Here is a 13,295-nt window from a genome sequence, read left to right on the forward strand (position 1 = left end):
GCAAAGATAGCTATAAAGCGCTAAGCTTTAAAGCGAAAAGATATAAAGGCCTTCCATGCGACTTGAAATTAACTAACTTTGCATCATGAAAAAGATTACCGCTTTCAACCTGCTAACCGCTTTATTTATTTTTTTAAGCAACTCCGCTTTCGCATGGGGACTTACCGGTCACCGCGTGGTAGCGGAGATAGCCGACCAACGCCTAACGAAACGGGCAAAAAGAAATATCCAGCAAATTCTGGGAAATGAATCTTTGGCGATGGCCGCTAATTGGCCTGACTTTATAAAATCCGACCCTTCGTATGCTTATCTCAACAGTTGGCATTACGTGAACTTTAACAGCGGCTTAACGTTTGAACAACTGAAATCACAACTACATCAAGACACTACAGCGAACGCTTATAGTAAGTTAATGATGTTGTTCGACCAGCTTAAAAATCGCCAATCATTAGATAAAGCAACTCAAATTATGTATTTGCGACTTGTTATACACCTTGTTGGCGACATTCACCAACCCATGCACACGGGCCGCTTTGAAGACTTAGGTGGAAACAAGATTAAACTATACTGGTTCAATACGCCTACCAATCTGCATAGAATATGGGATGAACAACTTATAGACTTCCAACAACTGAGTTTCACCGAATATACCAAAGCGATTAATTTCACGACCCCAAAGCAGCAAGCTGAATGGCAAGGCACTCCGCTAGAGAAGTGGATGTATGAATCTTATCAAATAAGTGAATCGTTATACGGCGGCGTTCAGCCAGAGGAAAAGCTAAGCTACCGTTACAACTTCGACCACATCAACACCCTGAATCAGCAGCTTTTAAAAGGAGGGATCCGATTGGCTAAGATACTGAACAACCTGTTCGGCTAGCAATTAGCTTCAGAAAACACCCAGATTTTTTCGGGCGTTACACAGGTATCCAAAGGAATATCGTGCGGTTCGCTATCAACAATTTTATCGACGGGGTCAAACAGCGAAAGTCCAATCTTCCGAACGCCGGGTCGACATGCGCTCAAAAAGCGATCGTAGTAGCCTTTACCGTAGCCTACTCTATTGCCTTCCATATCAAAACTTAGCAGAGGCAATAGTACCGCATCGATTAGCTCTACAGGCACTTCCTGTTCCGGGCCGGCAGGTTCCATGATGTCCCATTTATTTCGGACTAAGGCTTGCTCACCTAAGACGTGGTGCGTCATTAGATTCGTCGTCAAATCGCTTTTCGGCACAACAATTTTTACATCAGGCCAATGGGTCTTTATGTGTTCAATTAAGAGAAAGGTGTTGGGCTCCTTCTTGGAAAAGATGGGTAAAAAAGTATGCAGGTAAGCAAGGTTGCTGAATGATAAGGTAGCAAAACGCATTAGCAAACTGGCATTAAGTGCATCATATGCGGTATCCGATAATTGATCACGCAAAAATTTAAATCGTAATCTACTTGCCTGCTTCGTATACATTAACCCAAATATAAAAAACGGCCTTAGAGAAGAATTCTCCAAGACCGCCTAATCAACCTAAACCTAAAAACTTAATCAATTACTTTACCCGTTCTATATAATTCCCTGTTCTGGTATCAACTTTTACTTTATCTCCCTGATTGATGAACAAAGGAACCCGAATTTCTACCCCGGTCTCTACGGTAGCATTTTTCAGTGCATTGGTAGATGTATCGCCTTTCACTGCCGGTTCGGTATACGTAATCTCTAACTCCACTGTAGTGGGCGTTTGCGCCATGATCGGCTCATCACTTTCAAAAGCCACTAACACATTCATTCCTTCTTTCAAGAACCGTGCCGAGTCGCCGAAAAGCGATTTAGGGATATTATACTGTTCGAAGGACACATTATCCATTACAACGAAAAAATCGCCTTCATCATACAGATATTGATAATCGTTTGTCTCGACACGCGCGATCTCTACCTCTTCGTCGGTACGGAAACGATATTCCACTAATTTACCTGTTTTAACATTACGCATCTTCGCCTGATAAAAAGCGCGTAAGTTCCCCGGAGTTCTATGGATGTATTCATCAACAGATACAAGTTCGCCGTTAAACCGTAATATATTGCCCGTTTTGACCTCAGAAGCTTTAGCCATATCTATAAGTTATTATGTGAAAACATTTGGTGGTGCAAAGGTAACCTTAAAATTTGTATTCCCAAAAATTAAGTCGCCTAGTAGATTTCGTCTAAAAACCTTCTTTTATATAAGCCTAATACGGAGCAAAACCACCCCTTGGTTACCCTAGCTCTTATAGTGCTCAATCTGAATCCGATGCTGACAAAAGCTATATTCATGTTCCTGATTAGAACCAATAATCAACAGCTTGTTCTTGGCAAAACGTTCAATCAAATTGAGATACCAAGTAACTCCATTGACATCCAGGTTCGTCGTCGGTTCATCTAAAAACAGCGTAGGAGTTTGCGCGCAGCAGGCCAAAGCCAACTTAGTGCGTTGCCGCATTCCAGATGAAAAATAACGCAACTCTTTGTCGGCAGCACGTTCGAGTTCTAATAATTCAATTAGCAATCGGGTATTCATCCCGTCTTCCATCCGCTTAAAAGAAAAATGGAAATCAATCAGCTCACGCAATGTGAAATCCTCTATCAACTCTTGATAAGGCGCTGCTAAAGAAGTCGACAAGAAAAAGTCGTTAACATCTACTTCTCCCTTTTCCGACCAATAGCTTAACTTTCCTTCAGATGAACTGAGACTGCCGAGCAGCACTTGTAGTAAGGTGGATTTGCCGGATCCGTTTGGCCCTAAAACAGCATAGCTATTCCCTTGTAAAAAGCGGTAATTAATAGCTTTAAAAATCCACTCCCTATTAAACCGTCTGCCAATATTTTCGAGTAAGATATCCAATTAGTAATCCCTTACAAATAGCTTATACAAATTGCTCTCAATATAATGATAGCGCGCTAAAGCGCTACTTTCCCTTGGCCAAACCCCTTCATAATCCCTCTGTTGGAACTACGGACAAAATCCAATATTTCGTCTCGTATTTCCGTAGGCTGACACTCTGTTTCGATAATATCGAGCGCTTTCGTTAGGTTATTGTTCTTTACGAACATCGTTCGATAGATATCCTGAATTTCGTTGATCTGTTCGGACGAAAAACCGCGCCTTCTTAATCCGACAGAGTTAATCCCCACATAGGAAAGCGGTTCGCGCGCGGCCTTTACGAACGGAGGGACGTCTTTGCGGACCAAAGACCCTCCCGCCACAAACGCGTGCGAACCGATATGACAAAATTGATGTACAGCAACCATTCCGGCTAACACCACATAATCACCAACGGTAATATGCCCGGCCAGAGTACTGCTATTCGAAAAAATGCAGTTATTACCTACAAAACAGTCGTGGGCGATATGGCTGTATGCTTGTATTAAGCAATTGTTTCCAACCACCGTACGCCATCGGTCCTTTGTTCCTCTATTGATGGTTACGCACTCCCGGATGGTTGTGTTATCACCGATTTCTGCGGTAGTTTCTTCTCCGGCAAACTTCAGATCCTGTGGAATACCACTGATTACGGCACCGGGAAAAATCCGGCAATTTTTCCCAATACGGGCGCCATCCATGATAACCACGTTTGAACCTATCCATGTACCTTCACCTATTTCCACATTTTTATGAATAGTAACAAAGGGCTCAATCACCACATTTTCCGCGATTTTGGCCTGCGGATGTATATATGCCAACGGTTGGATCATCTTATTGCTCTTTAATTTCTTCTTTTACCTTAACTATCTGCGCCATCAACTCAGCTTCTACCACTATTTTTTCTCCTACCATACCAACTCCCTTCATTTGAGCGATCCCGCGGCGAATCGGTTGCAATAAACTACAGTGGAAAATAATCGTATCTCCCGGTTTTACCTGTGCTTTAAACCGGGCGTTCTCAATTTTCAAAAATAACGTTATATAATTTTCGGGATCGGGCACCGTATTTAACACCAGTATCCCGCCGGTTTGAGCCATCGCTTCGATCTGCAGTACACCGGGAAACAGCGGCTCGTTTGGAAAGTGCCCCATGAATATATCTTCGTTCATGGTTACGTTCTTCAAACCGACCACATGCGTTTTTGTGAGTTCAAGAATCTTATCAACCATCAGCATGGGCTGCCTATGTGGTAAGATCTTCATTATCTGCGCGGTGTCGTATACCGGCGTCATATTTGGATCGTAGACCTTGACATATTTTTTGTTCTTTTCTCGGTTTATCTGGGCTTTGATCTTTTTCGCAAAAGCGACGTTCGCCGCGTGCCCGGGCCTGGCCGCCATAATATGGCCTTTCAATGGCCGACCTACTAAAGCGAGATCACCAATCATGTCCAGTAGCTTATGACGAGCAGGCTCATTCTGATGGCGGAGCTTAATATTGTTTAATATGCCCTCCCTTGCCACGTCAATATCCTCGCGATTAAAAAGCTTTGCTAAATGTTTCAGCTCTTCTTTGTTTACATCCTTATCAACTACAACGATCGCATTGTTTAAATCGCCCCCCTTTATCAAATTATGCTCCAGTAACATTTCCAATTCATGTAAAAAGCAAAAGGTGCGCGACGAGGCGATTTCCTTTTTAAATTCGCTGATGCTTGTAATTGCGGAATGCTGACTGCCTAATACCGGAGAGTTATAATCGATCATACAAGTGAAGCGGTATCCGTCCAATGGCATTGCTACCATCTCGACCCTTCTATCTGCCTCCGTGTAGTGTATGTTGTGAGGTATTTCGTAATATTCTCTATCCGCTTCTTGATCTTTGTATCCGGCTTTTTCGATGGCTTCTACATAAACCAGCGCGCTTCCGTCCATAATCGGCACTTCAGGGCCATCAATTTCTACCAATACATTATCAATCTCCATCCCTACCAAGGAAGCCAACAAGTGTTCTACCGTGCTAACACTCGCGCCATTTTGCGTAATAGTTGTTCCCCTTGAGGTGTCTGAAACGTTATCTACATCCGCATCTACGATAGGCTGACCTTCTAAATCGACGCGTTTAAATTTATATCCATGATTTACCGGTGCCGGCTTAAAAACTAAAGTAGCGTGCTTACCGGTGTGAAGCCCAACTCCCGAAATGGTGATTTCTGAATTAAGTGTTCTCTGTTTGACGTTCATTTCTTCCTATAATTTTGCGACCAGCATGCCCCTTTGCTGCCGGCGGCTTTAACTATTTTTCGTCCGTTTTTTTGATTAGTTTTTCAATTTGATCCAATCGCCGTTCCAAATCGGGTAATCGCTGCAATACTACCTGTGTGCGCATCTGATTTTGGAATTGGCTTGCCGGTGTTCCCGCCCATTTTAAACCGGGCGACTCTATCGAGCGATTAATACCCGACTGTGCCTGCACTTGACTTCCGTCTGCTATCGTGATATGCCCTACCGCTCCTACCTGCCCTCCTAAGACTACATTTTTACCGATTTTGGTGCTTCCGGAGATTCCGGTTTGCGCAGCAATAACCGAATTTTCGCCGACCTCAACGTTATGTGCTAACTGGATCAAGTTATCCAGTTTAACACCTTTTTTAATCGTTGTATGCCCCATCGTAGCGCGATCAATCGTGGAATTGGAACCGATTTCCACATCGTCTTCGATGACGACATTACCTATCTGACTGATCTTGCGATAAGTTCCATCCTCCTGAGGAGCGAAGCCAAAGCCGTCGCTCCCTATAACCGTTCCGGAATGCACCACTACATTTTTTCCCAAAACGCAATCGTGGTATACTTTTACGCCGGGGAACAAAATACTTCCTGCCCCTATCGTTACATTATCACCAATGTAGACCTGGGGATAAATACTCACATTATCGCCCAATACGACCTCATTGCCGATATAGGCAAAAGCACCTACGTAAACGTCTTCCCCGAGCTTAGCGGAGGGGTGAATATACGACGGCGCTTCAATGCCGGTTTTATGGAGCCTGAACTTATTATATTGCTCTAACAATAAAGTAATAGCCGTATAAGCATTCCGTACGCGAATAAGCGTGGCGCTCATTGGCTCTTCAACCACCAAGTCGTTATTTACTATGATAATGGATGCTCCGGTAGTATAAAGATAGCTTTCATACTTAGGGTTGGCTAAAAAAGTAAGTCCCCCTTGACTCGCTTCTTCGATTTTTTCGACCCGTGATACCACCACATCTCCGTCTCCCTCAATCGAACCATCAACGATTTCGCTAATTTGTTTTGCAGTAAATTGCATCGCGCAAATTTATATGTTAAATATTTATGAACAAATTTTAAATTCCTTTGTATATCAACGCCTTGTAGACCTTCCTTCAACGTAATTCTTTTGGATAGGCAATCATGAATTTTTTAACCTTTTTTGCCAGCACTTCCAAGTTCGATAAGTCGGACGCCGTTGTGATGTCTTGGATCGTACCGTCCTTCATCAAAATATTGATATTGCCTTCCTCTATGTCATAAGCACTGTTTTCCACCGATTGCGTGAATACGAAGTAATGCACGTCTTCTTCCTGTACTTTGAATAGTTTCAAAGCCGCCGTCCGTAACGCATCTATCCTTTCTTTTGCAGGCATGTAATTACTCAATTCGACATGATAAAGCTTCCTTGTCATAAATTGATCGCATAGCTTAGACAAGACCGTGTCTTCATGCTTTACGCCCATTTTTACCGTTGCCAAAACATCCGTATCATCCAACATGGTAAAAAAATCGAGATGAACTTTGTTTTGTAAAAAATCCTCCTTTGTAACTTTATTATGAATAAAATGTTTCAAGGCTTCAGTGGCAAACACCTCTCTTCCTTTATCTGTGAGCTCTTTGGCACGCTGTAAAATCTTTATCAACATCTGCTCCGCACTCAGAACCGTTTTATGCAAATACACTTGCCAATACATCAGCCTGCGCGCTATTAGAAACTTCTCTACCGAATAAATTCCCTTCTGCTCGATCACTAAGCCGTTGTTTGCGACATTGAGCATCTTAATAATCCGATCAAAGGAAATTACACCTTCTGAGACGCCGGTAAAAAAGCTATCTCTATTGAGATAATCCATTCGATCGGTATCGAGCTGACTTGACACCAACTGATGTAAAAACCGTTTCGGATGTTTGTTCTTAAAAATGTCAATCGCCATCGACAACTTACCGCCGAATGCCCTATTCATCTCATCCATTATTAACGATGAAATATGCTCATGCGATACACCTTGTACCAAGGTGTGCTCTAATGAATGCGAAAACGGGCCATGCCCTATATCATGCAATAATATGGCGATGATGGCAGCCTCTTCTTCTTCTGCCGTCACCTCAATGTCTTTGCTTTTTAACGTTTCCAAAGCCAGGCCCATCAAATGCATCGCTCCCAATGCGTGCTGAAATCGCGTATGCAAGGCTCCGGGATACACTAAATGCGTTAGGCTTACTTGCTTAATGTATCGAAGACGTTGAAAATAACGATGCTGGATCAGATCGAATATTAAATCTGATGGTATGGAGACAAATCCATAAACAGGATCATTAATAATTTTTTTCTTATTCAAGAGCCAAAAATTGTAAGCACAAAGGTGCTATTTTTTAATGAAATGTCCATGACACAGCTTCTCTTTCTACATCAAAATCAAATCTAAATTGAATTTAATGACGCCGCTGTTAATTTTTGTTAAAAATGAAGGAAGCCTCCAAACAATTACGTATGTTCGTAATTGTATGTTGGGGAAAGGTGATAGGAGTGGAAGGGGTGATAAGGTTAAGGAATAAGGCTTACGCTCGGTAATAACATACTTACCTGCCGGTCGGCCGGCAGGTATCCCAACCAAAAACAAAACAACACTATGCAAGAAACAAATATATTATGGGCAGATGACGAGATTGATTTACTAAAGCCTCACATTATGCTCCTCAACGAAAAGGGATACGCTGTAAAAACGGTTACCAATGGTCATGACGCCGTTGAAGCCTTCAAGAACTCCTTTTATGATTTGGTATTCTTAGACGAAAATATGCCCGGACTTACGGGACTCGAAACCTTAGGCATTTTAAAAGGCATCAATCCCACTATTCCCATGGTGATGATCACCAAAAACGAGGAAGAGTTTTTAATGGAAGACGCCATTGGTTCGCAGATTGACGATTACCTTATTAAACCGGTAAATCCGAAGCAAGTGCTACTGACAATTAAGAAGTTTACCGAGAACAAGCGCCTCGTCAGCGAAAAGACTTCTATGGCCTATCAGCAAGAATTTAGAACACTTGGCATGACACTGAACGACAACCTCGATTTTAATGAATGGGTTGATGTATATAAAAAATTAGTATACTGGGAACTGTCTCTCGAAAAATTGGAAGATGAAGGCATGCATGAAATATTAACCATGCAAAAAGCGGAAGCGAATGCCCAGTTCTGTAAGTTTGTTGAAAGGAACTATTTAAATTGGGTAAAAGATCCTGAAAGCGGTCCCGTTTCCTCTCCGCAGCTATTTAGAAAAAGAGTGTTCCCTGTTTTGGACGATAAACCGACTTTTTTCTTTTTGATCGACAACCTGCGTTATGACCAATGGAAGATCATTCACGATATCATTGGAAATTACTATCGTATGGATGCCGAAGAAACCTATTACAGTATTTTACCTACGGCCACTCAGTATGCGCGAAACGCTATTTTCAGCGGCATGATGCCTTTGGAGATGGAGAGAAACTTTCCTCATCTCTGGCAGAACGATGAAGATGAAGGCGGTAAAAATTTACACGAAGAGGAATTTTTAGCGGCACAGATAAAGAACACTTTCCGAAAAGAATGCAAATTTAGTTACCATAAGATTCTTACCTTGGAACAGGGACGTGATATTACGGATAACTTACCGAATTTAATGGGAAACGATCTCAATGTGCTTGTTTACAATTTCGTCGATATGCTTTCGCATGCCCGAACTGACATGGCGATGATCAGGGAGCTTGCTAGTGATGAAGCAGCCTATCGTTCACTTACACTCTCTTGGTTTAAGCATTCACCGCTACTTGACACCTTGAAATGGCTTGCTCAGAAAAACGTTCGCGTTATTCTTACAACGGACCACGGTACTATTCGGGTAAAACATGCAAGCAAAGTGATCGGCGATCGCAATACAAACAGCAACCTCCGGTATAAGCAGGGTAAAAATCTAAATTTCATCGACAAGGATGTCTTACATATTAAGAACCCGCAAGAGGCGAAGCTGCCAAAACTCCATGTAAGCTCCAGTTTCATCTTTGCGAAGGAGGACAGCTATTTCGTTTATCCGAACAACTACAATCAATTTGTCAATTATTTTAATGAAACTTTTCAGCACGGCGGTATTTCACTGGAGGAAATGATTATTCCTTATATCACTTACAGTCCGAAATAACCGTTAAAAAAACACACTTTGGTTAGCAGAGTCCTTTTTAACCCAACTGCTCGCGCACATTGCATATAAAGGCTACTTTACCTAAGTTTGCTTCATGATTATTACAGTTGACGATATGCACGAACTACCCGAAGCGGCAAGAAAGATACTCCAGTTTATTGCCGACTACCGGGTAGTTTTATTTTTCGCGCCCATGGGTGCGGGAAAGACGACCTTGATCAAAGAACTCTGTAGGCAGCTGCAGGTTGTAGACCAAGTTGCCAGTCCCACTTTTTCAATTGTTAACGAATACAGCAGCCCCGATGGAAATGTTTTTCACTTTGATTTTTACCGCTTAAAAGAGGAACAGGAGGCACTGGACCTCGGTTATGAAGAATACTTCTATTCGGGCAACTATTGCTTCATTGAGTGGCCTGAAAAAATACCGAACCTCTTGCCCGAAGAGGTGATAAGCCTCACGATGACGCTTGGAGAAAATGCGGAACGCAATATAACCGTGCAAAAAGGGCTTCCTGAATCGTATTTTCCGGCATATTAAAGCGACACGCAATTGGTAAAAACCGCCAACTTGCTTCTTCTCTATACCGCTTAAAAAAGCCGTACTCAATCTCAAAAGACTTCGTTACACACTGCGAAGTGGCGAACACAATTGTAAAACTTAGACAAACTGTAGATACTTTTTCGTAAATTAACCCGATTTTTTGTGTAATTGAGCTCTGTATGACAGAATTATCCAACTTGGCGCGTCAGGCGATGATGCAGCCGCAGGAGGCCATGCTAGAAACCGGCAAAAAGAAAAACAGTTTATTAATCGGTATCCCTAAGGAAGTGAGCTTCCAGGAAAACCGTATTGCTTTGACGCCTTTATCGGTTGCATTACTGATAGAAAATGGCCATCAGATTATGTTAGAAACGGGTGCGGGAAACGGTGCTAATTTCTTAGATCATCATTACAGTGAGCAAGGGGCTATGATTGTCCACGAGAAAGAACGTATCTACACCTGCGATATTATCGTCAAAATAGGGGCACCAACCCTGGAAGAAATCGCTTTGATGAAACCGGGACAGGTTCTGTTTTCAAGTCAACAACCTTCATTATTGGGCTTTGAGCATTTAAAGGCTATGATGAAGAAAAAGATCACTGCACTTTCCTATGAGTATTTACGCGATGAAGACAATAGGTTGACGGTGGTACGTGCCATGAGTGAAATAGTCGGTGCTACCTCTATTTTGATAGCCGGCGAATACCTAAGCAACGTATTTGAGGGTAAGGGCTTGATGTTGGGAGGCATTACCGGTGTTCCTCCAACAGAAATCGTTATTATCGGTGCTGGCACCGTGGGCGAGTATGCAACTCGGGCAGCGCTTGCTTTAGGCGCGCAAGTAAAGGTTTTCGACAGTTCTCTGTATCGCCTCCGGCGTCTTCAGAACAACCTCGGCAACAAGGTTTTTACATCCGTCATCCAACCCATTGTACTCCAGAAAGCAGTGCTCTCATGCGATGTCGTGATAGGAGCCATGCGTGCCACCAACGGCCGTAGCCCCTGTATCATAACGGAAGAAACCGTTTCTAAAATGAAACCCAACTCGGTGCTGATTGACGTCAGTATTGATCAAGGTGGCTGTTTCGAAACTTCCCAAATCACTAATCATGACGTGCCGGTTTTCAGAAAATATGATGTCATCCATTACTGTGTTCCAAATATCGCGTCGCGTGTAGCCAGAACCGCCACCTACGCGCTGACAAACATTTTTGCTCCTATTTTGTTAGATATCGGAGAGCAGGGTGGGCTTTTGAAAGTTATTTGGAATAAGCCCGGTATAAGAAACGCTATTTATCTTTATCAAGGGCAGTTAACGAATAAAGACATGGCCCATAAATTTAATTTAACCCCAAAGGATCTTGAGTTACTCATCGTATCTCATCGATGATCACGCTAGGCGTTAAATAAAGGATATATGAAGGTTTTAAAAAAACAATTTTACAAAGACGCTTTCACCTTACTTAAAGCGACTGCCATCGGCTTCGGCGACGATAAGATTTCGAAAATGAGTGCAGCCCTTTCTTATTACACCATATTTGCGCTTGCTCCTCTTCTTATCATTGTGCTCGCAGTTGTTAGCTTTCTTTTAGGCGATGACGCTCAACAAGGCAAAATATTTCAGCAAATAAATGAATACGTCGGTGCAGATGCAGCCGCTCTGATACAGTCACTCATCCAACAGTTATCGGTCGGCAAGGGATCCGTTATCGCCACCGTCATTGGTGCAGGAACCTTGATCTACGCCTCTACAAAAGTCTTCGTTGAAATGCAAGACTCGCTTAATATGATCTTCAACGTAAAGCCTAAGCCGAAAAGAGGCTGGGTTAAATTATTGATTGACCGCGCGCTTTCTTTTTCCATCGTTTTAATCCTTGGTTTTCTGCTCGTAGTATCTTTGCTGTTAAATGTCGTTATTTCGGTTGTTAGCACCACGCTGGTTGAGTACCTGCCCGACCTTCAGGTTTTTGGCTTAGACCTTCTCGACGAGACCACGAACATTGCGTTGTATCTTATCAATACCCTCATAACCTTTATTGTCTTATCCGTTCTCTTCGGCTGTATATTTAAATTTTTGCCTGATGTAAACATCAAGTGGAAAGATGTGCGGTCGGGCGCTTTCTTTACCGCTCTTTTGTTTATGATAGGAAAATGGGCGATAGGCCTCTATATGCAATACGCCGCTCCTGCGTCGGGTTACGGCGCAGCCGGATCCATTGTGATTATCCTCTTATGGATTAACTATACTTCGTCCATCCTCTTTTTTGGCGCAGAATTTACAGAGAAAAACGCAGAAATGTTTGGTGATGGTGTCAAACCCTCATCTATCGCTGTCCGTGTAAATCAACAGGAAGTTACGAGCAGCAGCTTCAAGCAGTGATTATCAATCGATTTCCATCACTTCTTTTTTCTTCCGACTTCTGAAGCGCTTCGGTAGCATCTGTAAAATCTCATCTTTTAATGCTTCAATAGCCCGCTTCTTCAGATAATTTTGTTGAGTGATCAAGCTTATTTCGCGAACGGGTTCTGGCGACTTAAAATAACGCACTTGATCCAATTCTTTTACGGAAAACTCAGCAATACTCAGTTCGGGCATAATGGTTACGCCAGCGTTAGTATCCACCATCCGCTTTAGCGTTTCAACACTGCCGGTATTATATTCGAACGAACCATCCGGATTCATCGTCTTCCTCCTATTGCATATATTCAACACCTGGTTTCGCATACAGTGCCCTTCATTCAGTAGCCAGAGCTTCTCGTTCAATATATCACTGGCGGTGACCGACTTCTTTTTGGTCAAAACACTCCCTTTAGAAATATAAGCCACAAAAGTTTCGTAAAACAAGGGATGTTCTTGGAGGTTAGGCTCGTGAATAGGTGTCGAAAGAATGCCACAGTCCAAGACGCCGGTTTTCAACTCCCGAACTATTTTTTCGGTAGTATATTCCCAGACGTGCAAATGCAGTTTCGGATACTTCTCCATAAAAGTACCCAACACTTTGGGCAATAAGTAAGGCGCTATGGTAGGAATTACGCCAATCTTCAACTCTCCCTCTACTTCCCCTTTTTTATATGCTACTATCTCTCTTATTTTCTGACTTTCCAAAACCGCCACCCTTGCCTGCCGGATGATCTCTTCTCCTATTTCTGTCGGCACAACAGGTTGCCGCGTCCTATCGAAGATCCTTACCCCCAATGAATCTTCTAACTTTTGGATTTGCATACTTAGGGTCGGCTGTGTAACAAAACATTTTTCTGCAGCGGCAACAAAGCTTCTATAAGTGTCTACAGCTATAACATATTCTAATTGAACGAGCGTCATAATATAAATTTTGCTTATACAAACATAGCAAAATTCGATGGAACATCTTAGTGTAGAAG

Annotated in this window: 13 protein-coding genes; 5 read left to right on the top strand and 8 right to left on the bottom strand. The window is 42.6% G+C overall.

All coding sequences use genetic code 11. From position 1 onward, the window contains the following. The first annotated feature begins 85 nt into the window (after nt 1–85). A complete protein-coding gene (locus EPX21_RS10000; protein ID WP_134089557.1) occupies nt 86–880 on the top strand; it encodes a S1/P1 nuclease in 795 nt (264 codons plus the stop codon). Here EPX21_RS10000 and EPX21_RS10005 read toward each other — a convergent pair. The 7 genes from EPX21_RS10005 to EPX21_RS10035 all read right to left on the bottom strand — a co-directional run bounded on the left by EPX21_RS10005 (nt 877) and on the right by EPX21_RS10035 (nt 7,530). After that, complete coding sequence (locus EPX21_RS10005) at nt 877–1,464, bottom strand: 5-formyltetrahydrofolate cyclo-ligase (RefSeq protein WP_134089558.1); 588 nt, start codon at nt 1,462–1,464, stop codon at nt 877–879. The two genes, EPX21_RS10000 and EPX21_RS10005, sit on opposite strands and share 4 nt — an antisense overlap. A 79-nt stretch (nt 1,465–1,543) precedes the next feature. Then, nucleotides 1,544–2,104 (bottom strand): elongation factor P, encoded by a 561-nt coding sequence (gene efp, locus EPX21_RS10010; RefSeq protein ID WP_134089559.1) that lies wholly within the window; start codon nt 2,102–2,104, stop codon nt 1,544–1,546. Between the two features lie 147 nt (nt 2,105–2,251). Next, complete coding sequence (locus EPX21_RS10015; protein ID WP_134089560.1) at nt 2,252–2,872, bottom strand: ATP-binding cassette domain-containing protein; 621 nt, start codon at nt 2,870–2,872, stop codon at nt 2,252–2,254. A gap of 56 nt (nt 2,873–2,928) precedes the next feature. Beyond that, entirely contained in the window at nt 2,929–3,723 is a 795-nt protein-coding gene (lpxA, locus tag EPX21_RS10020) for an acyl-ACP--UDP-N-acetylglucosamine O-acyltransferase (RefSeq protein WP_013664831.1), read from the bottom strand. A gap of 1 nt (nt 3,724) precedes the next feature. Continuing rightward, a complete protein-coding gene (locus EPX21_RS10025; RefSeq protein WP_134089561.1) occupies nt 3,725–5,137 on the bottom strand; it encodes a bifunctional UDP-3-O-[3-hydroxymyristoyl] N-acetylglucosamine deacetylase/3-hydroxyacyl-ACP dehydratase in 1,413 nt (470 codons plus the stop codon). A gap of 52 nt (nt 5,138–5,189) precedes the next feature. Beyond that, nucleotides 5,190–6,227 (bottom strand): UDP-3-O-(3-hydroxymyristoyl)glucosamine N-acyltransferase, encoded by a 1,038-nt coding sequence (lpxD, locus tag EPX21_RS10030; protein WP_134089562.1) that lies wholly within the window; start codon nt 6,225–6,227, stop codon nt 5,190–5,192. 76 nt (nt 6,228–6,303) lie between these two features. Further along, the gene (locus EPX21_RS10035; protein ID WP_134089563.1) at nt 6,304–7,530 is read right to left on the bottom strand and encodes an HD domain-containing protein; all 1,227 of its coding nucleotides are present in this window, start codon (nt 7,528–7,530) and stop codon (nt 6,304–6,306) included. Between the two features lie 291 nt (nt 7,531–7,821). On the opposite strand from EPX21_RS10035, the gene EPX21_RS10040 reads away from it, so the two are divergent. From EPX21_RS10040 to EPX21_RS10055, 4 genes are all read left to right on the top strand, one after another. Further along, nucleotides 7,822–9,372 carry a bifunctional response regulator/alkaline phosphatase family protein gene (locus EPX21_RS10040; protein ID WP_134089564.1) on the top strand — a complete coding sequence of 517 codons (1,551 nt, stop codon included), beginning with the start codon at nt 7,822–7,824 and terminating at the stop codon, nt 9,370–9,372. Nucleotides 9,373–9,466: 94 nt separating this feature from the next. Continuing rightward, entirely contained in the window at nt 9,467–9,910 is a 444-nt protein-coding gene (gene tsaE / locus EPX21_RS10045) for a tRNA (adenosine(37)-N6)-threonylcarbamoyltransferase complex ATPase subunit type 1 TsaE (protein WP_134089565.1), read from the top strand. A 182-nt stretch (nt 9,911–10,092) separates the two neighbouring features. Continuing rightward, on the top strand, nt 10,093–11,304 hold the full coding sequence (locus EPX21_RS10050; protein ID WP_134089566.1) for an alanine dehydrogenase: 1,212 nt from the start codon (nt 10,093–10,095) through the stop codon (nt 11,302–11,304). A gap of 27 nt (nt 11,305–11,331) precedes the next feature. Then, complete coding sequence (locus EPX21_RS10055) at nt 11,332–12,294, top strand: YihY/virulence factor BrkB family protein (RefSeq protein ID WP_134089567.1); 963 nt, start codon at nt 11,332–11,334, stop codon at nt 12,292–12,294. 3 nt (nt 12,295–12,297) lie between these two features. On the opposite strand, the gene EPX21_RS10060 is transcribed toward EPX21_RS10055, so the two are convergent. Beyond that, entirely contained in the window at nt 12,298–13,236 is a 939-nt protein-coding gene (locus tag EPX21_RS10060) for a hydrogen peroxide-inducible genes activator (protein ID WP_134089568.1), read from the bottom strand. Nucleotides 13,237–13,295: the final 59 nt, after the last annotated feature.

This window comes from Olivibacter sp. XZL3 (assembly GCF_004368405.1).
Taxonomy (GTDB): Bacteria; Bacteroidota; Bacteroidia; order Sphingobacteriales; family Sphingobacteriaceae; genus Olivibacter.

What these genes read in the sequence shown, in the direction of transcription:
- EPX21_RS10025 (WP_134089561.1), bottom strand. Translation starts at nt 5,137, where the DNA reads ATGAACGTCAAACAGAGAACACTTAATTCAGAAATCACCATTTCGGGA.
- lpxD (WP_134089562.1), bottom strand. Translation starts at nt 6,227, where the DNA reads ATGCAATTTACTGCAAAACAAATTAGCGAAATCGTTGATGGTTCGATT.
- EPX21_RS10000 (WP_134089557.1), top strand. Translation starts at nt 86, where the DNA reads ATGAAAAAGATTACCGCTTTCAACCTGCTAACCGCTTTATTTATTTTT.
- lpxA (WP_013664831.1), bottom strand. Translation starts at nt 3,723, where the DNA reads ATGATCCAACCGTTGGCATATATACATCCGCAGGCCAAAATCGCGGAA.
- EPX21_RS10050 (WP_134089566.1), top strand. Translation starts at nt 10,093, where the DNA reads ATGACAGAATTATCCAACTTGGCGCGTCAGGCGATGATGCAGCCGCAG.
- tsaE (WP_134089565.1), top strand. Translation starts at nt 9,467, where the DNA reads ATGATTATTACAGTTGACGATATGCACGAACTACCCGAAGCGGCAAGA.
- EPX21_RS10005 (WP_134089558.1), bottom strand. Translation starts at nt 1,464, where the DNA reads ATGTATACGAAGCAGGCAAGTAGATTACGATTTAAATTTTTGCGTGAT.
- EPX21_RS10060 (WP_134089568.1), bottom strand. Translation starts at nt 13,236, where the DNA reads ATGACGCTCGTTCAATTAGAATATGTTATAGCTGTAGACACTTATAGA.
- EPX21_RS10040 (WP_134089564.1), top strand. Translation starts at nt 7,822, where the DNA reads ATGCAAGAAACAAATATATTATGGGCAGATGACGAGATTGATTTACTA.
- EPX21_RS10055 (WP_134089567.1), top strand. Translation starts at nt 11,332, where the DNA reads ATGAAGGTTTTAAAAAAACAATTTTACAAAGACGCTTTCACCTTACTT.
- efp (WP_134089559.1), bottom strand. Translation starts at nt 2,104, where the DNA reads ATGGCTAAAGCTTCTGAGGTCAAAACGGGCAATATATTACGGTTTAAC.